Source organism: Serinicoccus sp. JS2-9, assembly GCF_059025165.1.
In genome coordinates this window covers 3073256-3097350 of sequence record NZ_CM180091.1, presented here as the reverse complement: position 1 = coordinate 3097350, position 24095 = coordinate 3073256, and the positions used below count along the sequence as shown (strand labels likewise).

Here is a 24095-nt window from a genome sequence, read left to right as displayed (position 1 = left end):
GTGTCCTCGGTGGCCGGATGCCGCAGTCGCCGCGGGCCGCCTCGGATGCCCTCCGGGCTGGCTCGGATGCCTGCCGGGCCACCTCGACGCCGTATCCTGGAGGGTGCGATGGCAGTGACAGCGAGCACCAAGACCTACGACGTGCGCACCCACGGGTGCCAGATGAACGTCCACGACTCCGAGCGGCTGGCCGGTCTCCTCGAGACGGCCGGGTATGTCGATCTGGCCAGCGTGCCCGAGCCGCAGCGCCCCGAGGTCGCCGACGTGGTGGTCTTCAACACGTGCGCGGTACGGGAGAACGCCGCCAACAAGCTCTACGGCAACCTCGGCCAGCTGCGACCGGCCAAGCAGGCCAACCCGGACCTGCAGATCGCCGTCGGCGGGTGCCTCGCGCAGAAAGACCGCTCCACGATCGTGGAGCGGGCGCCCTGGGTGGACGTCGTCTTCGGCACCCACAACGTGGGCTCGTTGCCGGCCCTCCTCGACCGCGCTCGGCACAACAAGGCTGCCGAGGTCGAGATCCTGGAGTCGCTCGAGACCTTCCCCTCGACGCTGCCCACCCGACGGGACTCGGCCTACTCCGGCTGGGTGTCCATCTCGGTCGGGTGCAACAACACCTGCACATTCTGCATCGTGCCGAGTCTGCGCGGCACGGAGAAGGACCGGCGCCCCGGCGAGATCCTGGCCGAGATCGAGGCCCTCGTCGCCCAGGGCGTCGTCGAGATCACTCTGCTAGGCCAGAACGTCAACACCTACGGCGTGGAGTTCGGCGACCGGCTGGCCTTCGGCAAGCTGCTGCGCTCCTGCGGCCAGATCGAGGGCCTGGAGCGGGTGCGCTTCACCAGCCCGCACCCGGCGGCCTTCACCGACGACGTCATCAGCGCCATGGCGGAGACGCCCAACGTCATGCCGAGTCTGCACATGCCGCTGCAATCCGGGTCGGACCGCATCCTCAAGGCGATGCGGCGCTCCTACCGCTCCCAGCGCTTCCTCGGGATCCTCGACCGGGTCCGTGAGCAGATCCCGGACGCGGCGATCACGACCGATCTCATCGTCGGCTTCCCGGGGGAGACCGAGCAGGACTTCCAGGACACACTGGACGTCGTGCGGGCCTCCCGCTTCTCCAGTGCCTTCACCTTCCAGTACTCCATCCGCCCGGGGACCCCGGCGGCCGAGATGGACGACCAGATCCCCAAGGAGGTCGTCCAGGAGCGCTTCGACCGGCTCATCGAGGTGCAGGAGGAGATGTCCTGGGCCGGCAACCGGGAGCTCGAAGGGCGCGCGGTCGAGGTGCTCGTGGCCCCGGGGGAGGGGCGCAAGGACGCCGAGACCCACCGGCTCTCGGGGCGCGCGCGGGACAACCGGCTGGTGCACTTCGCGGTCCCGGAGGGGAGCGACGCTCCCGCGCCGCGGCCCGGCGACGCGGTCACGGTCGAGGTCACCTATGGCGCGCCGCACCACCTGGTCGCCGATTCCGGTGTGCAGGGCGGGCGGTATGCCGTGCGCCGCACCCCCGGCGGCGACGCCTGGGCAGCGCTGCAGGACGGTGCCACTCCGGGAGCGGTGACCAAGCCTGCGGTGAGCCTCGGCATACCCACGATCGGGGCGCCGCCAGCACTCGACGTGACCACGGCCCCCTGCTGCGCGACGGACTGAGCGCGACGCCGCGCGACGCCGCGCGACGCCGCGGCAGGATTGCGGGATCAGCGGGCCCGGGCCTGGTCTTCGGAGGCATCGGCGATGCGGTCGGCTTCCTGCGCCTCCCGCGCGGCCTCGGCCGTCTCCTCCTCGGCCTCCTCGCGCTCCTGCCGGGCGAGCGCCGCATTGTGGTCGGCCTCCATCCGGTCGATCTCGGCACGCGCCTCGGGCTTGCCGTAGAAGCGCCGGACGCTGTACATCAGCAGCCCGATCCCGATGGCGCAGGAGACCATCATGGTGATCGCCACGGTCTGTCCGCCGAAGAGCCACCACCGGTCGTCCAGCGGCCACCACCCGGGCGCTGGCGGCGAGATGAACCACACCACCGCCACGCCGACGAGACCCAGGGTCACGAGCACCGAGAAGCTGATGCGTGCGATGGTCTCGACGCCCTCGGCCGCCCCACGCAGCGCGCGCATCTTGACCGGGTTGGTCCACCGCCGGGCCCAGGCGTACTGCGTCGAGAGGATCCACAGACCCGCGAAGGTCCCCAGGAGGCCCGGTCCGGGGAGCAGGAGCATGAGGATGCCGGCAACCAGGACGAGCCACCCCAGGGTCTCCAGGACGAGGCGTTTGGCGGCGGCGTTCACAGAGGATCAGCCTAGGGGAGCGGGGCCGGGGTCGCGAGCGCCGACGACATTCCCTGGGGATCGGACGCCACCCTGTCTTGCCACCTGCCGACACCGATGGAAGGGCACTGCTTTCCCTCGGAACCGGGAGAGGTCGGGATCATGCGGGTCGGACGAGCAGGCGGCGCAGGTGCGGCAGAACCCCGAGCGGCACGAGCACCCGGTGCCGGCCGACCTCCTGCAGGAGCAGGTCGAACGGGTGCAGGACGTCGAGGTGGAGGCCCGGTAGTCGGGGGTGTGGCCACAGTGAGCCTGCGTCATCTACTAGCCACGCGAATGTCGCCGTATCCTCACGGCGCGGTCAGAAGATATGGGAAGATGCGCCCCGTGACATGGAGCCAGGTCGACCGTGACGAGCTGCTCATCCACTCGGACCGAGACCCGTTCGTCCGCTTCGCGACCAGCAACGACATCGTGGCCATGGCCGGGCCGCACGGCTGGGCCTGCGTCGGTCCCTGGCGCCCGGGCTCGGGCCACTGGGGTGGCGCCGCGGTCGTGGAGGCAAGAGCCCCCGCCGACGCCGAGAGCCAGGCGCTCGCCGCGATCGTCGACGCGGCCGGTGACCGGGTCGCGCTCGAGTGGTTCTCCACCGAGGACCACCGCGCCCTGTCGGTCCCGCCGGCCTACTCGAGCACCGGGTCGGGGCGCTGGGCCTTCATGTGGTCCGAGCGGGCCACCGGGGCCGCCGCCCCCACGGACAGGCTGGAGGAGCAGGGTCTGGAGCTCGTCGAGATGCACGACCGCGACGACGCCGACCTGATCGAGGCCTTCGGCCGCACCCACGGGGAGAACCCCTACATGGGTTTCCCCGGCTACGGCTTCGCGACCCTGTGGCTGGCGCTGCGCGACGAGGTCGGTCAGATCGTCGCCGTCGGTGGCCTGCACGAGCTCGCCTCCGGTATGCCGCACCTCGCCGGCATCGTCGTGCGCCCCGAGCGGCGCGGGCACGGCATCGGCGGGCTGCTCACCGAGACCCTGACCGCCCGGGCGGTCGCGGAGGCCGGCGTCTCGACGCTGAGCGTCTTCTCCGACAACGCCGGTGCCATCCGGCTCTACGAGCACCTCGGCTACGCCACCGCCCACCACTTCCACACCCGCGAGCTGGACCGCATCACCCTCCCCGCCTGACCAGCAGCCTGGTGTGCTCGGTCCAGCAGCCTGGTGTGTTCACTCCGGCAGCCTGGTGTGTTCACTCCGGCAGCCTGGTGTGTTCGCTCCGGCAGCCTGGTGTGTTCGCTCCGGCAGCCTGGTGTGTTCACTCCGGCAGCGTGGTCCGGCCCCACGGTGACCGGCTGGCCCCACGGTTGCTCGCGGCCCCTCCAGCTGCAGCGGTAGGGCTCGCCGGCAACCTTGGGGCCTCGGGGCAACAGTGGGGCTCGGGGGCACCGAAGGAGCGCCCGGCCCCGGCGCGGTCACGCGGACGGCGACCTACGATGAAGACGTGACCACCCCGCATACCTCGGCTCCCACGCCGGTGCCCGACCCGACCCCGCGACAGCTGACCGCCGGCCGGCTGGCGGCGGCCCTGGTGGCGGTCGAGGCGCTGGTGATCGCCGGGTTCGCGGTGTTCTACCTCGTGGAGCTCGCCCTCGGGCAGGGGCAGGATCTCCTGGTCGTCATCATGTCGGTGGTGACGATGGCGGTCTTCGTCATCGGTCTCGGGTATGCCGCTCGCGGCCTCCTGCGACGCCATCCCCGGGCGCAGGCGCCCGCGATCGCGTTCAACTTCCTGCTCGTGCCACTGGGCTTCGCGCTCTTCCAGTTCGCGCCCTGGTGGGTGGCGCTCGGTGTCCTGCTGCTCGGGGTGACGACGGTGGCCGCGACCTTCCTCATGGGGCGACTGGACGACTGACCGCAGGCCGTTCTGGGCCCGCCAGGTCGTCTTCGCGCTGCTTGACTACGCGCTCGATCTCTCGCCGGGATGCTGGTCATCCGCCAGATGCCGGTGCGGCCACCTGGATCCTGGTGCACCGCCCGCTGTGGACCAGCACGCCACGCCCCGGGACGGGTAGGTCTCCGACCGGGAGCGACACACCCACGAGGGCACCCTGGGACGGCGCGGACGGCTGAAGGATGACGGCCGTGCGGGTCCGTGCGGCCAGCGGCACGAGGCCGCGGAAGGTGCCCGCGCCCGCCTCGATCTCGGCCGATACGACGAGCCGGAGGAGACCCTGGGAGACGACGTCGATGATGACGTCCTCCACGGCGGACCCGGCGAGCAGGTGGGCGTCGTCGACCAGGAGCAACGCGTGCTCCGGAGGGTGCTCCAGCGCATCACGCAGTTCATCAGGGCCCGGCGGGTCCGTGCCTCTGACCAGCGGGTTGCCGCGCCTGTCGTCGAGTGCCTCGAGGACGGCAGTGCGGCCCGAACCCGGTGGACCCAGGACCAGCAGGGGGACCGGGGGCACCGCCAGCGGCAGGGCGTCATCGCCCCCGACCGCCCATGCGCTCGCCCCGTCCGCGGTCCGCCCGGACCACCTGCGGGGGAGTGCCCGGCAGACCAGAGGTGGAGGTCCGTCGGGGGCCTGGGCGAGGACGGCTTCGTCGGCGGCCGTGCTCGCCTCGCCTTCCGCGGGTGCGTCGCCCCCTTCGCCCGCCCCGCTCACCTCGCCCGACACGTGCCTCTCGGTCGCCCCGAGCCCCTCGGCCGCAGGCAGCACCACCTGCGCCTCGATCCGGTCGCGCACCGACACCAGGCGCCCCGGCGGCTGATGACGCGGGATCTCGTGAGCCGTGAGACCCGTCATGAGCAGGTCGGCCGGATCGTTGAGGCGAAGAGCCCAGGTCTCGGGCAGGAGGGTGGCCATGCGCCCGAGCAACAGGCTGCGGTCACCCGTCACGAGCATGATGACCCCGACGGACGCACCTTCGCGCAGCACCCGCTGGGCGATGTCGACGCCGCGGCCTCGTTCGAGCTCGCCGAAGAGATCCACGAAGCGGTCCCAGCCGTCCAGGACGACGACGAGGGGCGGCAGCGCCTCGGATGAGGCCTGGCGCTCCCGCACGACGCGGTCGAGATGGTCCAGGACCCGCAGGCCGTGCGCGAGATCGTCCGGCTCGACCTGGGCGCAGAGCCCCGGGTGGCGTGCCGCCTCGGTCCCCGCCAGCCCGCGACCCAGATCGAGCAGCACCACCCACGCGGGCGGCAGCCGGGCCAGCAGCGACCGGAGCGCGACGGTCCGGCCGGACCGGGCCGAACCCACGAGGGCGAGATGGTGCCCCCCTGACCACACGAGGTCGTCGCGGCGCTGCTGCTCCGGTCGGTCGGCGATGGCCCAGACTCGCGGCCGCTCCGGGAGGTGCTCGATCACGTCGGGGAGGGGAGGGTGCCACACCGCCGGTGGGGTGAGGGCGGCCTCCTCGGCGGCGGAGCGCAGGGCCGCGACGAGATCGGATACGTGCCCGTCGTCGGGGGCCGCGGCGGCTCGATCCCGATGGCGACGTGCGGCCCAGGCGTCCGGGAACTCCTCGATCGCCCAGGCCGCGCCTTCCGGTCGTCCGGGAGCGGTGGCGCGGGCCACCTGGATCGTCTTCGGCGCAGCGGCACCGGTCCGCAACAGGGCCAACCCTGGTCGCCCTTCGGGCAGCTGCGCCGCGTCGGGCGACTCGATGACATCGAGGCTGTCCGCCGCGTCGCGCAGCCGTAGGGCGATCCGGAGATTGACGTTGGCGCGCAGGTCCGGACTCACTACGCCGGCTGGGCGCTGGGTCGCCAGCACCAGATGCACACCGAGGCTGCGCCCCACGGCGGCGACTCGCACGAGCCCCGCCATCACCTCAGGCACCTCCTCGGCGAGCACGCGGAACTCGTCGATGACCACCACCAGCCGGGGAAGGTCGGGGCAGTCACGGGCGTCCTGGATCCCGGCCTGCGCCAGCACCCGCTCGCGCCGACCGAGCTCAGCCTGCAGGGAGCGGAGCACCCGTTGCGCGAGGTGCGGATCCAGGTCGGTCACCAGGCCGGTGACGTGGGGCAGCTCGGCGCAGTCTCCGAGCGAGGATCCTCCCTTGAAGTCGACCAGGAGCAGGGCCAGGTCGGCTGGAGAACTGCGGACGGCCAGGCCCAGGACGAGGGTGCGCAGCAGCTCGGACTTGCCGGATCCGGTGGTGCCCGCGACGAGGGCGTGCGGGCCGTCTCTCGTGAGGTCGAACCACGCCGTCTGGCCGCCCCCATCGATGCCGAGCGGGACCGTCAGGCTGGGACTCCGCCACGCCTCCAGGACCGCGCCGGAGTCGATCGGCCAGAGGCCAAGATCGGCGAGGCTGGCACCCGCGCCAGGCAGGGCATTGTGCCCGGAAGTGCCGGCCTGTACGTCCAGTCCGCGGCGCAGCGGCGCCAGATTCCTCGCGAGGCGGCGGGCCCGGTGCAGGCTCAACGTGGCGGGGCGGAACTCCACGTCGGATCGGCCCGGGACCTGGAGAACGGCGCTCGACCACCCATGCACGACGACCCGGGTCGCGGACCGCGGCGCGGTCGACAGGTCGTCGGCCAGGGCGAGGTCGGAGCCCCACCGCACGGTGGTGGCGGGGTCGTGGGACGGATGGGCAGTCGTCTGTGGCAGCCAGGCCAGCAGATCCCAGCCGAACCCAGGTGCCTCCTCGACGAGCAAGGACCACTGGTCCGGAGGATGCCGCGTCGCGAGCTGGAGCAGCAGGCTCCGTGCCAGGCTGTCGCGGGCCACGGGATCGCCTACGAGCACGAGCGGGGCGTCCAACTGGTGCACCAGCGGCGCGGCCTCGTGCAGGACCGGAGAGCCCTCCAGGTGGACGGTCGACGGCGCTCGATGCTCTCCGAGGGTCACCGCAAGCGGTTCGTCCGCACACTCCCACAGGCTCAGTGAGGGCCGGGGCAGCAGGCTCGTGATGACGCCAGCAGTGCCGGCATCCCGGTGTCGCAGCCTGGTCAGCTCGTCGCGGGCGGCCGCCCTGGCCGCGGCAGCGTTCGCCGTCTCGTCGGCCAGATGCTGCGCACGAGCCTCCTCGTGCTCGAGTCGCGCCAGTCTCCGGTCACCCAGATAGTGACCGAAGACCATGGCCGGGCCCAGCAGACCGAAGATCAGCAGCCACGGCATACGCAGCAGCACCGCCACGGCGAGCGCCACGACGAGGGGCAGGCTCCACGTCCACACGCTCGGCGCTCGCACCGTGCGCCGCGCGGCCACCTCAGGCGTGGCGAACTCCTGCGGGTCGATCTCGGGCGGCACCCGAGGCCAGACGGTCACCTCGAGGGATCCTGACCGCTCGATGAGGTATGCCGGGGCAGGCTGCCGCGGCAGAAGGAGCAGGCTGGAACTCCCCACCAGCGCCCGGTCACCCGGTGCCCAGACGTCGCCGGTGCCGACCTGCTCCCACCGGACACCGTTGGTCGAGTCGAGGTCCTCGATGCGCACGCCGTCCCGGTCGTGGCGGATGCGCAGATGGCGGCGGGAGAGTCCGCGGTCCTGGATGGTGAGCTCACAGGTGGGATCACGCCCGACCGTCACCGCCCGGCCCGGTGGCAGGGGCACGGCTGCGCCCGCGTCGGGGCCAGTCGCGACCACGACCCACGGCACACCCGAGGTTCCGAGACCATGGCCTGGACGCTGGGTAGCGGCCGGCTCGGCTCCCTTCACGCTCAGGGCGATGCCGTCCATGAGCGGCCGCTCGGTGGGAGGCAGCCCGCTCTCCATCGGCGGTCCGTCGTCCTCCACCAGCGCGACGGGCGCGGCATACCGGAGCCGTAGCCGACGGAGCAACTCGCCGACCGTGGCACCCTCGGGCGCCTCCACGACCAGGTGACGCACCGTCCGGTCCACCCGCAGCGTCGTCATCACTCTCATGAAGACATCGTCGGACGACCGTCGGTTGCGCGGCCCGGGTTATCCACAGGCGACGCCCGGGACGACGCACAGCCCGGTCCGAGCACCTAGGTTGGGAGGGAGTTGATCTCGATTTGGCAAAGTTCCTTTACCTGAGGACGGACCGCCATCTACAAAGGTCTGCGGGCCGGGCGGCCCTCAGCGGCATGACAGGGGAGGTGGGGATGTCCGCTACGGCTCTGCAGCTCATCGAGGACGACGTCCGTGAGCTCATCCGGCGACGACGGCTCGACCCGACCCACGACGACAACGCCGTCCGCGACCTCATCGGTGAGGTGCTGGACGACTACGACGACCGGGCGCTCGTCGGAGGGCTTGTCCCCGTGGCCGACCGGGACGAGGCGCAGCGGTTGCTGCTGGAGTCGGTGGCCGGCTTCGGCGCATTGCAGCCCTACCTCGACGACCCTGCGGTCGAGGAGATCTGGATCAACTCGCCCAACACGGTCTTCGTGGCGCGGGGCGGACGCTCCGAGCTCACGCCGACGATCCTCAGCGAGCAGCAGGTCCACGACCTCGTCGAGCGTATGCTCCGGAGTTCCGGACGCCGCGTCGACCTCAGCAGCCCCTTCGTCGATGCCAGCCTGCCGGACGGCAGCCGGTTGCACGTCGTCATCCCCGACATCACCCGTCGACACTGGGCGGTCAACATCCGCAAGTTCGTCGTGGCGGCCGACGAGCTGTCCGACCTGGTCCGGCTCGGCAGTCTCACGGATCAGGCCGCTCGGTTCCTCGAGGCGGCGGTGGTCGCCGGGCTCAACATCCTCGTCGCCGGCGGCACGCAGGCCGGCAAGACCACGCTGCTGAACTGCCTCACAGCAGCCATCCCAGCCCAGGAGCGGGTCGTGACCTGCGAGGAGGTCTTCGAGCTGAAGGTTGGCCTGCGCGATGTGGTGGCGATGCAGTGCCGCCAGCCGAGCCTGGAGGGCACGGGGGAGGTGCCCCTGCGCCGGCTGGTCAAAGAGGCGCTGCGGATGCGGCCGGGGCGGATCATCGTCGGCGAGGTCAGGCAGGCGGAGAGCCTGGACCTGCTCATCGCGCTCAACAGCGGCCTTCCCGGCATGTGCACGGTGCACGCCAACTCTGCCCGCGAGGCCGTCGTCAAGATATGCACGTTGCCCCTCCTGGCCGGTTCCAACGTCAGCAGCAGCTTCGTCGTGCCCACGGTCGCCAGCTCGATCGACCTCGTGGTGCATCTGGCGCTGGAGGCCGATGGCACGCGCAGGGTCCGCGAGATCGTCGGACTGCCTGGGCGGGCCGAGGGTGAGGTCGTCGAGATCGCTGACCTCTTCACCCGGCGCGGCGACGACCTCGTGCGGAGCGACGGCTTCCCGCCGCATGCCGAGCGGTTCGCCAGGGCCGGCTTCGACCTGGGCAGACTGCTGAGGGCCGACTGATGCAGGGGGCGGCGTGGGGTCTCGTGCTTGGCCTGGGCCTGGCCAGCATCTGGTGGTCCTGGTGGCCTCGGGAGGAGCGGGCCCGGCCCCGAGCCGGAGCCCGCCGCTGGGAGCGCCTCCACGACCAGATCGTGCTGGCGGGCATCCAGGGTCTGGGCGTCCGCACCCTCATCGCCCTCTGTGCCGCGCTCGCGGTGGTCGTCCTCGTCCTCGGGTATGCCGTCACCCAGGTCTGGACCGTGTCCTTGTGCTTCGCGGTCATGGCCGGGTGGCTCCCCGTCGCGGCGATCCTGGCCCGGGCGCGGCGTCGGCGACACCAGTTGCGGGACGTCTGGCCCGATGCCGTGGACCACGTGCGTTCGGGTGTCCGCGCCGGCCTGGCGCTCCCCGAGGCCTTGGTCCAGCTCGGGGATCGCGGGCCGCTCGAGCTGCGGCCCGCGTTCACCGAGTTCGCTCACGACTACCGGGCGTCGGGTCGGTTCGCCGAGAGCTTGGACCTGCTCAAGGACCGGCTGGCCGACCCGGTGGCGGATCGGCTCGTCGAAGCGCTGCGCATCGCTCGTGACGTCGGCGGAACCGACCTCGGCAGGGTCCTGCAGACGTTGTCGACCTTCCTGCGCGAGGACGCCAGGGCGCGCGCCGAGCTGGAGGCGCGTCAGTCGTGGACCGTCAACGCGGCGCGCCTGGCCATGGCGGCACCCTGGGCGGTGCTGCTCCTGCTGGCCACGCGGGGAAGCACGCTGGAGGCGTACGGCACCGCCGCCGGAGCGCTGGTGCTCGCCATCGGCGGTGGGGTGTCGCTCGTCGCCTACCGGATCATGGTCGCCGTCGGGCGTCTGCCGGAGGAAGCGCGGGTGCTCCGGTGATCTCACCCTGGTGGGGAGCTCTGCTCGGGCTGGGCTTGGCCAGCGGTCTGGTGCTCATCTGGGCCGGCCTGCCGTTGACGCGGAGCGTCGACCTGGCACAGCGTATCGAGCCCTACCTGGACCGACCCGCGCGCCGGTCCAGGCTCCTGGCGCTCGACGACCCACGACCGTGGCGGATGACCGCGCTCCTCACCCCGGCGCTGGGCAGGCTCGGACGTCTGGTGGACCGGACTCTCGGCGGTGCGGACTCCGTGCGCGTCAGGCTGCACCGCGCGGGTCTCGGTGGTGATGTCGAGGCGTTCCGGGTCCAGCAGGTCGTCTGGGGGATCTGTGTCGGCGCGCTGGCCCTCTGTCTCGGGAGCCTCCTCTGGTGGACGCGTGGCACCAGCGTGGTCGTCGTCGCTCTCCTGGCCGGGAGCGGAGGTCTGGCCGGGGTCATGGCCCGAGACATGATGCTGAGCCGGGCTGCCTCCCGGCGGGAGCAACGGATGCTCTCCGAGTTCCCCGCAGTGGCCGAGCTGCTGGCCCTGTCGGTCACGGCAGGTGAGGGGACGGCGCAGGCGCTCGAGCGGGTGGCCCGGCTCTCGCACGGCGAGCTGGCGGCCGAGCTCGACCTGTGCCTGGCGCAGGCCCGGACCGGTGCCAGCCTGCCCGAGGCGCTGCTGGGGCTGGGCCAGCGGACGGGCGTCCCGGCCATCGGGCGTTTCGTCGACGGACTCATCACCGCGTTGCAGCGGGGCACGCCGCTCGGAGAGGTGCTTCGCGCCCAGGCTGCGGACTCTCGTGAGGCCGCCCGTCAGGCCCTCATCGAGGAGGGTGGCAAGCGGGAGATCGCCATGATGGTCCCCGTCGTCTTCCTCATCCTGCCGATCACCGTGCTCTTCGCCGTCTTTCCCGGGGTCTCCATGCTCCGGCTCGCACTCTGACCATCAACTGACCATCAACCAGGAGGAGATTGATCATGTCCCGTCGACCGAACCGCGTCCGTGGAGCGGCGCCCGCCGCGCTGCTGACCTGGTGGACAGACTCAGAGCGTGGAGACGTCCCGGGGTGGGTGCTCATCACGATCATGACGGCGGCCCTCGTCGCGGCCCTGCTCGTGGTGGCCGAGCCGCTGCTGACGAGCATGTTCGCCGAGGCCGTCAACAGCGTCCGGCAGTGACGTGAGAGGTCCTGCGCCCGACCGTGGCGCGGCGGCCTCCGAGTTCGCGATGCTGGCGGGACTGGTCTCGTTGCTGCTGCTGGCCGCGATGCAGCTGGCCTTCGCCCTCCACGTGCACAACACGGCGACAGCCCACGTCGTGGAGGGTGCCCGCGTCGGAGCACGGGCCGACAGCACGGCCGAGCGCGGTGCGGAGCGGGCTCGCCAGCTCATGGCGTCGGGCATGGCCGGCGCGGCCAAGGACGCCCACGTGAGCGCCAGCCGCACAGCGGTCGGTGGGGTGGAGGTGGTCGAGGTCACCGCCGAGCTCCGGCTGCCGGTGCTCGGCCCCTTCGGTCCCGGAGGGTCCATGACGGTGACCGGTCAGGCCTACGCGGAGGACCAGTGAGCACCTCTTCTCCGCGGGGCTGGGGTCAGCTCGATCGTGGGTCCATGACGATCGAGGTGGCCGTCCTGGTCGTCATCCTCGTCGTGCCGTTGTTCTATCTCGTCGGCACCGTGGGGCGGGTCCAGGCGGGTGCGTATGCCGTCAGTGCGGCAGCCCGCGAGGCCGCGCGGACGTTCGTCACGGCCAACACGGTGGCCGAGGCGCCGGGGCGGGCGCAGACCGCGGCCGCCCTCGTCTACGAGTCTCATGGTTTCGCACCCGGCGAAGGGTCCGTGGCGGTCACCTGCCTGGAGGATGGGTGCCTGGGCCCCGGGTCGTCGGTCGTCGTGGATGCTCAGATCGCGGTGCCGCTTCCTCTCGTGCCCGACTTCATGCGTGGGTCGGTCCCGACGGCGGTCACCATGACCGCCTCGCACCTCGAGCCGGTGGACGAGTTCCGGGGGAGTGGCCCATGACCCGGCGCGACGAGGACGGGCAGGTGAGCGTGCTGCTCATCGGCATGGTCGCCGTGGCCTTGACCATCATCCTCTCCGTAGTGGGGGTCACGTCGGTGCAGCTCAGCCGGATCCAGCTCCTGGACGCCGCGGACGCGGCCGCGCTCGACGCGAGTGACGCGCTCAGCACGGACCAGGTGTATGCCGGGGGGCTGGGTGACGGCATACCCCTCACGGACGCGACGGTCGCCGACGCCGCGGCGCAGCACCTCGCGCAGCGGGACCGTCCCGGTCGGCTGCGGGACTGGGCTGTCATGACTGGCACCGGCACGCCCGACGGACGGACCGCCGTCGTCACGCTCTCCGGCACGGCCCAGATCCCCGTCGTCACGCCGGTGCTGTCGGCCTTCGGTGGCGGCGTGACCATCACCGTCACGTCGACGGCCAGGTCGGATCTGGAAGGCTGACCTGCGACGTGACTCACAGCTCCTGAGACGATGAGGCAGTGAGAGACATCACCACCGAGACGTTCGCGGCCGTCCTCTTCGACAACGACGGCACGCTTGCCGACTCCCGCGGCGCCGTCGGAAGGTCGTGGAGGACCTGGGCCGAGCTGCACGGCGTGGACTTCGCGACCTTTGGCAACTTCCACGGCGTGACGAGCCGGGGCATCGTGGAGCGCGTGGCGCCGCATCTCGATCCCGACGCCGCCACGGCCGAGATCGACCGGTTGGAGCTGCAGGACACCGACGGCGTCGTGGCCCTGCCCGGCGCCGCCGACGCGCTGGCCGGGGTCGGGGAGCATGCGGCCATCGTGACCTCGGCCGGCCGGGAGCTGGCGGACCTGCGCCTGGGTGCCGCCGGCCTCCAGCCGCCGCGGGTGGTCGTCACCGCCGACGACATCTCCCGGGGCAAACCCGACCCAGAGCCCTATCTCACCGGCGCGCGGCTGCTCGGCGTCGACCCGGAGCGCTGCCTCGTGGTCGAGGACGCGACGGCGGGCGTCGCCGCGGGGCGGGCGGCCGGAGCTGCCACGCTGGCGCTCCTCACGACGAGCACCCGCGAGGAGCTGGGCGAGGCCGACCTGATCGTCGACAGCCTGGCCGACGTGCGCTTCGAGGCGACCGCGGACGGTGTACGGGTCATTCTGACCTAAGCCGTCGGCGGCAGCGGCACCACGCCGGTGCGTCCGAGGCGACGCGCGTGACGGCATACCGGAGCAGCGGTGTGACACCTGTCCCACGGCACAGGTGGCACAGGAACCTGACAAGGCGGCGTTACCTACGTTACCGTAGGTTACGCGACCGAAACCTACGCTTACGTAGGTCCCCGCCAACGGAAGGTTCCCCCCGGCATGGCCGCACTCCCGACCGAGCCCGTCGACCTCGAGCCGTCGACCCCCGAGCGACACCGCCCTGTCATCATCCAGGGCGGCATGGGGGTGGCCGTCTCCGGCTGGAGACTGGCCCGTCAGGTGTCACAGGCAGGCCAGCTCGGTGTCGTCTCGGGCACCGCGATGGACGCGGTGATCAGCCGGGTCCTGCAGGACGGCGACCCGGGGGGTCACTACCGGCGCGCTCTCGCTGCCTTCCCGAGCCCGGCGATGGCGCAGCGGGTGCTCGACAAGTACTTCATCGAAGGCGGCAAGGAGCCGGGCGCGTCCTACAAGCCGATCCCGAAGTTGACCCTGCAGACGGCGCGCGCCGGGCAGGAGCTCGGTGTCGTCGGCAACTTCGCCGAGGTCTGGCTCGCCAAGGAAGGGCACGACGGCCTCGTCGGCATCAACTGCCTCGAGAAGATCCAGATGGCCAACCCGACCGCGCTCTTCGGCGCCATGCTCGCGGGCGTCGACTACGTCCTCATGGGGGCGGGCATCCCGCGTGAGATCCCGCAGCTGCTGCGCTCGCTGGCGGCCGGAGAGGCCGGCAGCATCTCGGCCGACGTGGCGGGGGGCAGTCTGCGCCGGCGGATCGAGGTGGACCCGGTCGACCTGCTCGGCGACGACCTGCCCGCCCTGGACAAGCCCGACTTCCTCGCGATCATCTCGGTCGACCAGCTGGCCAACTACCTGCACCGCGACCCCGACATCCGCCCCGACGGCTTCGTCGTCGAGCGGCCGCCGGCGGGCGGCCACTCGGCCCCGCCCCGCGGCAAGATGCAGCTCGACGAGGCGGGCGAGCCGATCTACGGCGACCGCGACGAGGCCAACCTCGCCAAGATGGTCGACCTCGGCATGCCGTTCTGGATGGCGGGGGCCTACTCGACCCCGGACAAGGTCGCCGAGGCCGTCGAGCTCGGCGCGGTGGGGGTGCAGGTCGGCACGCTCTTCGCCCTGTCCTCCGACTCCGGTCTCGCGCCCGAGCCGCGGGCCAAGCTCATGGGCCAGCTGCGCGGCGGAGACCTCGTCGTGCGCAACGACCCCCGCGCTAGCCCGACCGGGTTCCCGTTCAAGGTCGCCACGCTTGAGGGCACCGCGAGCCAGGTCGAGGTGTATGACGCGCGCCCGCGCCTCTGCGACCTGTCCTACCTGCGCCAGCCCTACGAGCGCGAGGACGGCGAGATCGGTTACCGCTGCGCCTCGGAGCCGGTGCACATGTATCTCAAGAAGGGTGGCGACGAGGCCGAGACCGTGGGCCGCAAGTGCTTGTGCAACGGGCTCATGGCCAACATCGGCATGGGGCAGGAGCGCAAGGACGGCTACGTCGAGGACACCCTCGTGACCCTCGGTCAGGACCTCACCGGCGCCCACGAACTCATCGCCCGCCACCCCGAAGGATGGACGGCGGTGCAGGCCCTGGACTACCTGCAGGAGTCGCTGGCTCTCGGCACCAGCATGGAGGCGGGAGCGCGACCGGTGCCCCAGCTGCGCGTCTACGCCTGAGCCGCCAGGTGCTGCTCTGGCCCGTCGCTGACGTGGGGCGGGCTACTCGCCCGTCTGACCGTCGATGACCTCCCGGAGCAGGTCGGCGTGGCCGTTGTGCCGGGCATACTCCTCGATCATGTGGGTCAGAACCCAGCGGCCGGAGACCTCCGCGCGGCCGCCCCAGGCGGAATGGCGCTGGTCCAGCGGCGCGCCGGCGCCGGCGGCGCGCGAGCGGGTGACGGATGTCTCCCAGAGCTCGCGGAGAGCGTCCCCATCGTCGACGACCGCGCTGTGCCAGTCCCAGTCCTCGTCGGCCGTCCAGTCCACGGCGTCCCAGGGCGCAGGCATGGGCCGGCCCGACACGACCTCGGTGAACCAGTAGTCCTCGACGTAGGCGAGGTGCTTGAGCAGCCCGGCGAGCGTCATACCAGAGGGGTGTCCCGGCAGGCGCAGCCGCAGCTGCTCGCTCGTGAGCCCCCGCGTCTTCCACTCGAGCGTGGCCCGCTGGAAGTCGAGGAAGCCGGTCAACGTCGCGAGCTCGTCAGCGCCCAGAAGCGGCTCCGGGCGGCCCTCGTCGTCGATCTGGATCTCCGTCACGTGTCTCACGCTACCCGCTCCGCCGCCGGATCTCCTGTGCTTTGGGGTCGCGGTGAGCAGACGAGATATCCCAGGGCTCTAACGTGTCAAGCGGCGGTTGGTTGGCGGTGTGCCCAGGCGGTGTGTTCGTCGTAGGTGGTGCGGTGTTTGAGGCAGCCGTGCAGGATGCTGACCCATCGGTTGCCGAGGGCGCGGAGGGCTTCGTGGTGTTCGTAGTGAGTTAATTGAGCGTTCGTGTCCGGTTTGACGCGCTGGATCAAACCACATCGGTACGGTCCTCGTGACACCTCCAGGAGGGGGCACGATGAGCAGCAACAACACCTCGATGCCGAGGCGGCGACGGCCGAAGAAGGTCCTGTCACCGTCGGCGAAGTATGAGATCTGGCTGCGGCTGGTCCGTGGCGAGGCCACGATCGCTCAGGCCGCGACCGAGGCCGGTGTGAGGTTTCCCCCGGAGCGTAGAGGCATCCACAATGAGGAACGAGATGCCAGAGGCAAGGAAGAAGTACGACCGGGAGTTCCGTGAGGGAGCGGTCCGGATCGTCGAGGAGACCAAGAAGCCGGTGGCGCAGGTCGCCCGGGACCTTGGCGTGAACGAGGCACGCTGGGCAACTGGGTCCAGCGTGTTCGCGCTGAACGGGTGGGTCGTGGCGAGCTGTCCGAGGACGACTACGAGGAGTTGAAGCGGCTGCGCGCGGAGAACGCTGAGCTGCGGATGGAGCGTGATGTCCTCAAGCGATCCGTGGCCGGGTGGGTGAAGGAGGCGACGAAGTGAGCGTGGCACGTTTCATCGCCGACCAGAGGACCAAGTACGCCGTGCCGCACACGCTGGTCTGCGCCCTGCTCGGGGTGTCGCTGGCGTGGTTCTACAAAGGGATCAAGCGCGCTGACGGGTCCGGTGCGGCGAGCGGGTTGTTCACCGACACCGACCGGCGTCGTGACACGGTGGACCGGGCCGTGGCCCTCGCGTTCCGCAAGGCGAAGGGGTTGCACGGCTCACCTCGCCTGCACGCCGACCTACGTGATGCCGGCTGGCAGAGCAGTGAGAAGACGGTCGCGGACTCGATGCGCCGTCAAGGTTTGGTGGCTCGCGTGATCAAGCGTCGTGGTGGCCTGACCAGGCAGGACAAGACCAAACGGCCGTTCCCGGACCTGCTGTGCCGCGACTTCACGGCGTCGGCGCCGAACTGCCGGTGGGTCGGCGACATGACCGAGATCCCCACCGGTGAGGGCAAGCTCTACCTGGCCACCGTGATCGACCTGTACTCACGCCGGCTGCTCGGCGCGGCGACCAGTGCCCATCCTGACGCCGACCTGGCGTGTGCGGCGATCCGGATGGCCGTAGCCGCTCGCGGCGGCAAGGACGCTATCTGGCGGCAGGAGGAGTCCGAGCGCCTCGTGTTCCACACCGACCGCGGGTCCACGGGCGGATTCAACCGGTCGTCGCAACACCTCGATCACGGAGGTGTCTATCGATGGCAACAGGGGACTGGAGCAAGAAGACCAGCGATATGCCCGAAAGCGCGCGTCGGCAGTGGCGTGTGGACCGCGCGTTGCGACCGGCGATGCGTTCGCCGGGACGGCCGGACCCTTCCCGGGTGGTGCAGCGGCAGTTCTGGCGGCTGATCGCCACGGGCATCACCTCGGCAGACGCGGCGCTGAGTGTCGGCGTGTCAGTGCCGGTCGGAACACGGTGGTTTCGCCACGCTGGCGGCATGCCGCCCATCTCACTGGCCGAGCCCACCGGCCGCTACCTGTCGTTCGAGGAACGCGGGGAGATCGCGATCCAGCGCGCCCAAGACAAGGGTGTGCGTGAGATCGCCCGGGCGATAGGACGCGACCCGGGGACGGTCTCACGCGAGCTGCGCCGCAACGCGGCGACCAGAGGCGGCAAGCAGGAGTATCGGGCCAGCGTGGCGCAGTGGAAGGCGCAGCAGGCGGCCAAGCGCCCCAAGACCGCCAAGCTGGTCGACAACCCCCGGCTGCGGGAGTACGTCCAAGACCGGCTCGCCGGCAATGTGCGTCGCCCTGACGGCACGATCGTGCCGGGGCCGACACCACCGCCGTGGAAAGGGTTGAACAAGCCGCACCGCGCCGACCGGCGTTGGTCGCTGGCGTGGAGCCCGGAACAGATCGCGCACCGGTTGAAAATCGACTTCCCCGATGATGAGTCCATGCGCATCAGCCACGAGGCGATCTACCAGTCGCTGTTCATCCAGGGCCGTGGTGCACTCAAACGGGAACTCGTCGCCTGCCTGCGCACCGGGCGCGCGCTGCGGCAGCCCCGAGCCAGGTCGCAGAACAAGGCGCAAGGCCACGTCACGGACGATGTCGTCCTGCGCCAGCGCCCCGCCGAGGCCGACGACCGCGCCGTCCCCGGCCAGTGGGAAGGCGACCTGATCATCGGGACCGGCCGGTCCGCGATCGGGACGATCGTGGAGCGCAGCAGCCGCGCCACGATCCTGGTCCACCTGCCCCGCATGCAGGGCTGGGGCCAGAACCCACCGGTCAAGAACGGACCATCGCTGGGTGGGTACGGCGCGACGGCGATGAACGCCGCGCTGACGGCGTCGATGACCACGCTGCCCGAGCAGCTGCGCAAGACCCTGACCTGGGACCGCGGCAAGGAACTCTCAGGCCATGCCCTGTTCACGGTCCAGACTGGCACCAAGGTGTTCTTCGCCGACCCACACTCCCCATGGCAGCGGCCGACGAATGAGAACACCAACGGCCTGCTGCGCCAGTACTTCCCCAAGGGCACCGACCTGTCCCGCTGGTCCGCCGAAGACCTCGAGGCCGTCGCGCACACCCTCAACAACAGGCCCCGCAAGGTCCTCGGGTGGAAGACACCAGCCGAAGTCTTCGAGGACCAGATACGCTCCCATCAACAACCCGGTGTTGCAACGACCGGTTGAACCCAAGACGTACACGGCGAGCAGCTTCACCAGGCTCTGTGTCGAGCTGGGCATCCGCCAGTCGATGGGCCGGGTCGGGTCGTGCTTCGATAACGCCGCCGCCGAGGCGTTCTTCTCCTCCCTGGAGTGGGAGGTCCTGTCCCGGCACGAGTTCGAGACCAGCGCCCAGGCACGAGCAGCCGTGATTGACTGGTGCTACGGGTTCTGCAACCACGACCGGCGACACAGCTCAGCGGGCTTGATGAGCCCCATCAACTACGAGAACACCGCAGCCCCCGACCGGGACGCCGCGTAAGAGAAGCCCTCCACGACCTGATGGGAACCACAGAGCCGACCCACACCGCACATCGCCAAGGACTGCAGGACCCAGCCACCGGCGCCACCCAGCCCGAGGACGACGACATGGGCGGCACGGAGGGCGTCCTGGCCAACCTGGGCAGAGGTCGCGACCGGCTGGGAGCTCAGGAGCCCGTCGAGGAACCGACGTTGCCGGTCGTACCGGTCGGTGCTCGGTTCCGGCGCTGGAGCGGTGGTGAGGATGCCTTCTTCTTGCAGGACCCCGAGCACGTCGACGACCTGGTCCCGGGTTGCCACCGATGCCTCGAGACAGGCCGTCACAACGTCGGCCTCGGTGCGGCTGCCGTCCAGCAGGCGCAGGATCTCGGGAACGTGGGCCTCGACGTCGAAGTCCTTGATCCACATGTCGAGCAGCGAGGTGAACTGCACGTGTCCGTCGCGGGCGTAGACCATGACCCCTGGTCGGACGCGCGGCGTTGGCTCGGTCATCGGAACTCCTGATCACTCGGTGCGAAGGTGGTGGCTGGGTGGAGCCGGGACACCCGACGGGCGGTGGGCAGCGCGGCTGCGAGCATCAGCACCAGCACGCCCCCGCTCATCAGGATCAGCTGGATGACGGAGACGCTCAGCCGGGTGCTGGTCCCCAGGACGGACCCCAGCACGTGGTTCAGCGCGGTTCCTCCGACCAGACCGGCCACGAGACCCACGACGATGCCGGCGACGGCATACCGCAGGGCCTCGAGGAGGACGAAGGCGCGCAGTGAGGACCGTGAGCCCCCGACCGCCCGGAGGATCGCGAAGGTGCGTTGGCGGCCACTGACGTCCAGCGTGATCAGACCAGCAACCGCGATAGCACCCAGGCCGACGACCAGGACGGTGAAGAGGGAGGGAATGAGGGTGTAGGTGCGAAGCTCGCTCTCCGCGATCTCCCGCATCTCGTGCGCGGTGGACACGTGCACCCCCGGAATTCCGGCGAGGGCTTCACTCACCCTCTCGGCCGTGGCGGCAGGGTCGGCGCCCTCCTGGAGGCCGACGTTCCACGACGTCGCCCCGTCGATGCCGAGGGTGCTCGCCGTGCCCTGGGGCAGGACGATCTGCATGCCTGTCGCCAACGAGGCGTACGTCGCCACGACCTCGACGTCGGCCGCCGACCCACCGCCCTCGAGCCGGAGCTGGTCGCCCACGGCCAGCCCCAGCTGATCGGCCAGGCTCGCCGGCAGGACCACCGAGCTGTCGCTGGCCTGGAACTGTGCGGGGGTACGGGCGTCACTTCCGTCGACCCAGGGCAGCTGGGCGGATTCGAAGTAGGAGGTGGGATCCACGGCCAGCGCGGGAACGAGCCGGGAGGATGAGGGGTCCCGGGGGGCGGCGACCGCGTCGACCTGTCCGGAGGAGGTGCTGCTCACGGTGGTCACCTCGGGGATGGTCCGCAGCGCTGCGTCGATGCTCGAGTCCTGGGGCGAGGCGGTGGTGACCTGCACGTCAGCCCCGAACTGCCGGGTGACCTGGTTGGTCATCGCGGTGCCGATGCTGCTCACCGCCACCGACAAGGAGACCCCGAGCGTGATCAGGATGGACATGACGGTGACGACGGGGCCCGCAGCCTGGTTGTGCAGCACCGAGTCCTGCGAGATGCCCACGGGCCAGCGGGCGGCACGAGGGAGCCAGGCCCCTGCGCGGATGGCCGCTGGTGCGACCAGACCTGCACCCGTCAGCGCCAGGACGAAGGCCGCGACCGACCCGGGCAACCACGGGGCGAGCGTCAGCAGGGCGGCGAGCACGAGCGCGCAAGCGCCCAGGGCGGTGCGCCGCATCCATGCGGGGTTCGGGTGATGCGCAGCCTCACCGAGGAGCTGGCCGACGGTGGCCCGGGCCAGGGTGCGGGTCGAGACCCATGCTCCGAGGAGACAGGCGAGCGTGCCGACGCACAGGCCGCCCAGCACCGCCCACCAGGTGATGGAGGGGGTGCTGGACTCGATCGGCAGGAGGGTGGCCAGGGCCATGCTGACCAGCCCCGAGGCACCGACGCCGAGCGCGACCCCCACGGCCGAGGCGACGAACCCGAGGACGCCCGCCTCCCAGAGCACGGAGCGCTGCAGCCACGTGGGCGAGGCACCGACGGTCCGGAGCACGGCATACGAGCGGGTCCTGCTGCGCACGGTGGCGGCGAAGGCGACGGCCATTAGCGCCACGGCCAGCAGCAGTGCGGCCGCTGCACAGAGCAGGAGCACCGTGTGGACGGCGGTGAGGACAGGCGCGAAGGATGATGCGGCGGAGCCGATGTCGATCGGGCTCATGTCCGCGGAGAGGGCGGGGGAGTGCTCGGCCAGCCAGGGGGTCGCCTCCACCCCTGGGGCGAGCTGCAGGTCGATTCGGGTGAACCCGGCCCCCTGCGACGAGGTGTCCTGCGCCAGCGGGAGCGGGACGAAGATGCTGTTGCCCGCGTAGACCTGGGTCCGTGACTCATCGAGGATCCCGACCACGCTGACCGTGCTCACCTCGCCGTCGGTCGCCAGCTCCAGGGTGTCGCCGGGGGCGACCTCGAGCCGCTCCGCCAGCGATCCGGGCACAGTGGCCTCCTCGGCGCCGGCGGCGGAGCCGGCCGTCGACCGCGTCCTCGACACCGAGCCGCCCCTGGTCCACGGGCACGCCCGTCACGTTGATCTCGTGCTCAGCGCCCCCGGGGCCTCGACCGACGGTGAAGAACGAGGTCATCGGGATCACCCGCGTCACGTCCGGCAGCGAGGTGAGCGCCTGGACGTCGGCGTCGTCCAGCGATCCTCCGGCACCGGAGGGCACGACGGAGACCGGGCCCAGACCCTGGATGCTGTTGGCCGAGGTGGCCAGACTGCGTTCCATGTCCTGAAGGCTGGTCACCGAGGCCACCATGAGGGCCACTCCGGCGACCAGTGTGAGGGCGCAGACGGTGAAGCGGCGCCAGTCAGCTCGCAGCTGACGCAAGGCGAGCGCGAAGGCTCTCGACACGTTCGTCCCCTCCCTGATTCTCGGACCACCGCCCCATCGCGGTGCTCGAGACGACGCGCCCGTGCGCGAGCATCACCACCCGGTCGGCCATCGCCGCCACGGCGGGGTCGTGCGTGACCAGCACCCCGCAGGTCTCGGCCGTCGGGTGGACGGCGGCGCGGATCATCCGCTTGACCACCTCGGCGCTCTCCTCGTCGAGGTTCCCCGTGGGCTCGTCCGCCAGCACGACCGCTGGCCGGTTCACCAGCGCCCTCGCGACGGCGACCCGCTGCTGCTGCCCCCCGGAGAGCCGGTGGGGCGGGCGCGATCCCAGCTCGCCGATGCCCAGCTCCTCCAAGATCTCCGAGGCGCGGTCGACCCACCTGCTTCGGGGCAGGTCCGCGACGATGAACGGCAGGGCGACGTTCTCCAGCACGCTGAGCGTGGGCACGAGGTGGAAGGCCTGGAAGACGAAGCCCAGGCGCTCCCGGCGGAAGACGGTGCGGGCGTCGTCGTCCATGTCGCTGAGGGACTCACCGTCGATGAGGACCGAGCCCGAGTCGGGCTCGTCCAATCCGCCCAGGATCTGCAGCAGGGTGGACTTGCCGGATCCGGAGGGACCCATGAGCGCGACCAGCTCTCCGGGGGCGATGCGCAGGTCGACGCCGTCGAGGGCGGTGACCGTCTCCGGCCCGGAGCTGAACTCGCGGGTGATGCCGGTGGCGCTCAGACCCCTCATGCGCCGACCAGCTCGGGGCGTCGGCCCGCGAAAATCCTGTCGAAGGAGAACCACATCTCCCAGTCGCCGAAGTGGTCCCGGAGCAGTTCGTGCTCGATGAGCTCCCACAGCTGCAGGAGCCGGGCGTCCATGTCCTCCCGGGACCGGGGCGGTGCCAGCGGCGCCAGGAAGCGGAAGTCGAAGCGGCCCGGGCCGGCCGTCCGCAGCACGACCGGCAGCATTGGGGCGCCGGCCATCTTGCTGAGGGCGATGGGCCCGACGGGTGCCAGCACCTGGCTGCCCAGGAAGGGCACCGGCACATGGTGCTGGTCGGTGGTGTGGCGCGGGTCCATCTCGGGGAACATGCAGAAGGTGTCTCCCTGCCGAAGCACCCGGACGGCTTCCATCGCCGCGTTGGCACTACCGAGCTGCATGCCCTGGACCTCGAGGTCAGGACAGGACCAGGCCTTGATCTCGTCGAAGTTCATCTTGTTGAAGAGGGTCTTGACCGGCGTGAAGTGGGCCGCCAGGGGGATGGCAGCGTAGGAGGGCCCGATGTGCAGGGGGAGGAGCAGCACGCCACGGCCGTGACTCTTCGCCTCGGCCAGGTGCTCCTGACCCGAGGCATCGACGACCTCGTCGAACAGCACGCGCCGATCCTTCAGCCAGAGGTGGATGAAGGTCGCCTCGAACTGCAGCCGTGGACCGTAGTCGGCGAACCGGGCGGCCTCTTCGGGGATCCGCTCGGTCGGGAGCGCAGGGAGCTGCTCCATGAAGGCGGTGGTCCGGGTCGTCAGCTCCTCGACGGTGGGTTCGCTCTGCGCGAGGTAGAAGGGTTCGCCCAGCGCCCGGAGCTCGTCCATGCGCTGCCAGGCCCGACGGGGCCCACTGGCCTGCAGGGCCCGGAACCACTGCGCGTGTGCGGGGGCCTGGAAGGTGGTGAAGAGCGGGAGCTCAGACATGGCCGTCCTTGGGGTCGGAAAGGTGCCGTGATGGGACAATGGGGGTGTGGTGGCTGGGCGCGTCCGTTGCGCCCAGCCACCACCCCTGGTGTGCCTGGGATCAGGTGCAGAGGCAGCCGCCATCGCGGCAGCGGGCCGCGGCGCCGGTCGGCAGGATGCGGTCGGACGTCTTTGTCATGGTGTTCACTCCCTCCAAACATCGGTCTTCGATGACACGGCACACAGCACCGAAGCGCTCGGACAGCGAACAGCCCGAAGTGCAGCGGTTGAACCCATGTGCCTACCGCCTGCTGTCCCAGCTGCGAGCAGCCGGGACCCAGGTGGACCCTCCCCCACAGAGGGGCCGCGCA

27 protein-coding genes are annotated in these 24095 nt (G+C 70.9%); 18 read left to right on the top strand and 9 right to left on the bottom strand.

The features are described from left to right. Positions 1-108 precede the first annotated feature (108 nt). A complete protein-coding gene (miaB, locus tag AC5PYY_RS15015) occupies positions 109-1656 on the top strand; it encodes a tRNA (N6-isopentenyl adenosine(37)-C2)-methylthiotransferase MiaB (protein ID WP_493897590.1) in 1548 nt (515 codons plus the stop codon). A gap of 47 nt (positions 1657-1703) precedes the next feature. On the opposite strand, the gene AC5PYY_RS15010 is transcribed toward miaB, so the two are convergent. Beyond that, positions 1704-2288 (bottom strand): PGPGW domain-containing protein, encoded by a 585-nt coding sequence (locus AC5PYY_RS15010; protein ID WP_493897589.1) that lies wholly within the window; start codon positions 2286-2288, stop codon positions 1704-1706. A gap of 366 nt (positions 2289-2654) precedes the next feature. Between AC5PYY_RS15010 and AC5PYY_RS15005 the strand changes: the two genes are divergently transcribed. After that, positions 2655-3455 carry a GNAT family N-acetyltransferase gene (locus tag AC5PYY_RS15005; protein ID WP_493897588.1) on the top strand — a complete coding sequence of 267 codons (801 nt, stop codon included), beginning with the start codon at positions 2655-2657 and terminating at the stop codon, positions 3453-3455. Between the two features lie 313 nt (positions 3456-3768). Beyond that, complete coding sequence (locus AC5PYY_RS15000; protein WP_493897587.1) at positions 3769-4179, top strand: hypothetical protein; 411 nt, start codon at positions 3769-3771, stop codon at positions 4177-4179. 76 nt (positions 4180-4255) lie between these two features. On the opposite strand, the gene AC5PYY_RS14995 is transcribed toward AC5PYY_RS15000, so the two are convergent. Continuing rightward, positions 4256-8146 (bottom strand): type VII secretion EssC family protein, encoded by a 3891-nt coding sequence (locus AC5PYY_RS14995; protein WP_493897586.1) that lies wholly within the window; start codon positions 8144-8146, stop codon positions 4256-4258. Positions 8147-8349: 203 nt separating this feature from the next. On the opposite strand from AC5PYY_RS14995, the gene AC5PYY_RS14990 reads away from it, so the two are divergent. The 9 genes from AC5PYY_RS14990 (at position 8350) to AC5PYY_RS14950 (ending at position 15310) form a co-directional block, all read left to right on the top strand. Then, the gene (locus tag AC5PYY_RS14990) at positions 8350-9579 is read left to right on the top strand and encodes a TadA family conjugal transfer-associated ATPase (protein ID WP_493897585.1); all 1230 of its coding nucleotides are present in this window, start codon (positions 8350-8352) and stop codon (positions 9577-9579) included. Further along, positions 9579-10445 carry a type II secretion system F family protein gene (locus AC5PYY_RS14985; protein WP_493897584.1) on the top strand — a complete coding sequence of 289 codons (867 nt, stop codon included), beginning with the start codon at positions 9579-9581 and terminating at the stop codon, positions 10443-10445. Before AC5PYY_RS14990 ends, AC5PYY_RS14985 begins: the two co-directional genes overlap by 1 nt. After that, the gene (locus AC5PYY_RS14980) at positions 10442-11371 is read left to right on the top strand and encodes a type II secretion system F family protein (RefSeq protein WP_493897583.1); all 930 of its coding nucleotides are present in this window, start codon (positions 10442-10444) and stop codon (positions 11369-11371) included. Before AC5PYY_RS14985 ends, AC5PYY_RS14980 begins: the two co-directional genes overlap by 4 nt. Before the next feature lie 35 nt (positions 11372-11406). Continuing rightward, on the top strand, positions 11407-11607 hold the full coding sequence (locus AC5PYY_RS14975) for a hypothetical protein (RefSeq protein WP_493897582.1): 201 nt from the start codon (positions 11407-11409) through the stop codon (positions 11605-11607). A gap of 1 nt (position 11608) precedes the next feature. Further along, positions 11609-11995 carry a TadE/TadG family type IV pilus assembly protein gene (locus tag AC5PYY_RS14970; RefSeq protein ID WP_493897581.1) on the top strand — a complete coding sequence of 129 codons (387 nt, stop codon included), beginning with the start codon at positions 11609-11611 and terminating at the stop codon, positions 11993-11995. Positions 11996-12039: 44 nt separating this feature from the next. Continuing rightward, on the top strand, positions 12040-12450 hold the full coding sequence (locus AC5PYY_RS14965; protein ID WP_493897580.1) for a pilus assembly protein: 411 nt from the start codon (positions 12040-12042) through the stop codon (positions 12448-12450). After that, positions 12447-12896 (top strand): pilus assembly protein TadG-related protein, encoded by a 450-nt coding sequence (locus tag AC5PYY_RS14960; RefSeq protein ID WP_493897579.1) that lies wholly within the window; start codon positions 12447-12449, stop codon positions 12894-12896. Before AC5PYY_RS14965 ends, AC5PYY_RS14960 begins: the two co-directional genes overlap by 4 nt. Positions 12897-12934: 38 nt before the next feature. Beyond that, complete coding sequence (locus AC5PYY_RS14955) at positions 12935-13585, top strand: HAD-IA family hydrolase (protein WP_493897578.1); 651 nt, start codon at positions 12935-12937, stop codon at positions 13583-13585. Between the two features lie 198 nt (positions 13586-13783). Beyond that, positions 13784-15310: a beta/alpha barrel domain-containing protein gene (locus tag AC5PYY_RS14950; protein WP_493897577.1), complete on the top strand. Its 1527-nt coding sequence runs from the start codon at positions 13784-13786 to the stop codon at positions 15308-15310. Between the two features lie 42 nt (positions 15311-15352). Here AC5PYY_RS14950 and AC5PYY_RS14945 read toward each other — a convergent pair whose 3' ends face one another. Continuing rightward, complete coding sequence (locus AC5PYY_RS14945; protein WP_493897576.1) at positions 15353-15889, bottom strand: DinB family protein; 537 nt, start codon at positions 15887-15889, stop codon at positions 15353-15355. 86 nt (positions 15890-15975) lie between these two features. Further along, positions 15976-16149, bottom strand: coding sequence for a hypothetical protein (locus tag AC5PYY_RS14940; protein ID WP_493899404.1), 174 nt, complete (start codon positions 16147-16149; stop codon positions 15976-15978). Between the two features lie 44 nt (positions 16150-16193). On the opposite strand from AC5PYY_RS14940, the gene AC5PYY_RS14935 reads away from it, so the two are divergent. Genes AC5PYY_RS14935 through AC5PYY_RS14910 form a run of 6 tightly spaced genes read left to right on the top strand, consistent with a single transcriptional unit; the run spans position 16194 to position 19099 of the window. Then, positions 16194-16415: a hypothetical protein gene (locus tag AC5PYY_RS14935; protein WP_493899403.1), complete on the top strand. Its 222-nt coding sequence runs from the start codon at positions 16194-16196 to the stop codon at positions 16413-16415. Then, entirely contained in the window at positions 16363-16572 is a 210-nt protein-coding gene (locus tag AC5PYY_RS14930; protein ID WP_493897575.1) for a transposase, read from the top strand. Before AC5PYY_RS14935 ends, AC5PYY_RS14930 begins: the two co-directional genes overlap by 53 nt. Next, positions 16530-16664, top strand: a complete 135-nt coding sequence (locus tag AC5PYY_RS14925) for a hypothetical protein (RefSeq protein ID WP_493899402.1) — start codon at positions 16530-16532, stop codon at positions 16662-16664. The genes AC5PYY_RS14930 and AC5PYY_RS14925 overlap by 43 nt, the downstream gene beginning before the upstream one ends. Before the next feature lie 2 nt (positions 16665-16666). Further along, entirely contained in the window at positions 16667-17515 is an 849-nt protein-coding gene (locus AC5PYY_RS14920; protein WP_493897574.1) for a DDE-type integrase/transposase/recombinase, read from the top strand. Further along, on the top strand, positions 17401-18804 hold the full coding sequence (locus tag AC5PYY_RS14915) for an IS30 family transposase (protein ID WP_493899390.1): 1404 nt from the start codon (positions 17401-17403) through the stop codon (positions 18802-18804). The genes AC5PYY_RS14920 and AC5PYY_RS14915 overlap by 115 nt, the downstream gene beginning before the upstream one ends. Next, entirely contained in the window at positions 18785-19099 is a 315-nt protein-coding gene (locus AC5PYY_RS14910; RefSeq protein WP_493897573.1) for a transposase, read from the top strand. The genes AC5PYY_RS14915 and AC5PYY_RS14910 overlap by 20 nt, the downstream gene beginning before the upstream one ends. On the opposite strand, the gene AC5PYY_RS14905 is transcribed toward AC5PYY_RS14910, so the two are convergent. Genes AC5PYY_RS14905 through AC5PYY_RS14885 form a run of 5 tightly spaced genes read right to left on the bottom strand, consistent with a single transcriptional unit; the run spans position 19060 to position 23745 of the window. Beyond that, complete coding sequence (locus tag AC5PYY_RS14905) at positions 19060-19590, bottom strand: ThiF family adenylyltransferase (RefSeq protein WP_493897572.1); 531 nt, start codon at positions 19588-19590, stop codon at positions 19060-19062. The two genes, AC5PYY_RS14910 and AC5PYY_RS14905, sit on opposite strands and share 40 nt — an antisense overlap. Then, positions 19587-21671 carry an ABC transporter permease gene (locus AC5PYY_RS14900; protein ID WP_493897571.1) on the bottom strand — a complete coding sequence of 695 codons (2085 nt, stop codon included), beginning with the start codon at positions 21669-21671 and terminating at the stop codon, positions 19587-19589. The genes AC5PYY_RS14905 and AC5PYY_RS14900 overlap by 4 nt, the downstream gene beginning before the upstream one ends. Beyond that, the gene (locus AC5PYY_RS14895; protein WP_493897570.1) at positions 21565-22086 is read right to left on the bottom strand and encodes an ABC transporter permease; all 522 of its coding nucleotides are present in this window, start codon (positions 22084-22086) and stop codon (positions 21565-21567) included. The genes AC5PYY_RS14900 and AC5PYY_RS14895 overlap by 107 nt, the downstream gene beginning before the upstream one ends. Further along, complete coding sequence (locus tag AC5PYY_RS14890; protein WP_493897569.1) at positions 22043-22804, bottom strand: ABC transporter ATP-binding protein; 762 nt, start codon at positions 22802-22804, stop codon at positions 22043-22045. Before AC5PYY_RS14890 ends, AC5PYY_RS14895 begins: the two co-directional genes overlap by 44 nt. Next, positions 22801-23745: a lysophospholipid acyltransferase family protein gene (locus tag AC5PYY_RS14885; RefSeq protein WP_493897568.1), complete on the bottom strand. Its 945-nt coding sequence runs from the start codon at positions 23743-23745 to the stop codon at positions 22801-22803. Before AC5PYY_RS14885 ends, AC5PYY_RS14890 begins: the two co-directional genes overlap by 4 nt. Positions 23746-24095 lie beyond the last annotated feature (350 nt).

Coding starts and splice junctions, on each gene's coding strand:
- AC5PYY_RS14965 (WP_493897580.1), top strand. CDS start 12,040: ATGACGATCGAGGTGGCCGTCCTGGTCGTCATCCTCGTCGTGCCGTTG.
- AC5PYY_RS14995 (WP_493897586.1), bottom strand. CDS start 8,146: ATGAGAGTGATGACGACGCTGCGGGTGGACCGGACGGTGCGTCACCTG.
- AC5PYY_RS14990 (WP_493897585.1), top strand. CDS start 8,350: ATGTCCGCTACGGCTCTGCAGCTCATCGAGGACGACGTCCGTGAGCTC.
- AC5PYY_RS14905 (WP_493897572.1), bottom strand. CDS start 19,590: ATGACCGAGCCAACGCCGCGCGTCCGACCAGGGGTCATGGTCTACGCC.
- AC5PYY_RS14885 (WP_493897568.1), bottom strand. CDS start 23,745: ATGTCTGAGCTCCCGCTCTTCACCACCTTCCAGGCCCCCGCACACGCG.
- miaB (WP_493897590.1), top strand. CDS start 109: ATGGCAGTGACAGCGAGCACCAAGACCTACGACGTGCGCACCCACGGG.
- AC5PYY_RS14930 (WP_493897575.1), top strand. CDS start 16,363: ATGAGGAACGAGATGCCAGAGGCAAGGAAGAAGTACGACCGGGAGTTC.
- AC5PYY_RS14915 (WP_493899390.1), top strand. CDS start 17,401: ATGCCCGAAAGCGCGCGTCGGCAGTGGCGTGTGGACCGCGCGTTGCGA.
- AC5PYY_RS14975 (WP_493897582.1), top strand. CDS start 11,407: ATGTCCCGTCGACCGAACCGCGTCCGTGGAGCGGCGCCCGCCGCGCTG.
- AC5PYY_RS14890 (WP_493897569.1), bottom strand. CDS start 22,804: ATGAGGGGTCTGAGCGCCACCGGCATCACCCGCGAGTTCAGCTCCGGG.
- AC5PYY_RS14935 (WP_493899403.1), top strand. CDS start 16,194: ATGAGCAGCAACAACACCTCGATGCCGAGGCGGCGACGGCCGAAGAAG.
- AC5PYY_RS14985 (WP_493897584.1), top strand. CDS start 9,579: ATGCAGGGGGCGGCGTGGGGTCTCGTGCTTGGCCTGGGCCTGGCCAGC.
- AC5PYY_RS14960 (WP_493897579.1), top strand. CDS start 12,447: ATGACCCGGCGCGACGAGGACGGGCAGGTGAGCGTGCTGCTCATCGGC.
- AC5PYY_RS14950 (WP_493897577.1), top strand. CDS start 13,784: ATGGCCGCACTCCCGACCGAGCCCGTCGACCTCGAGCCGTCGACCCCC.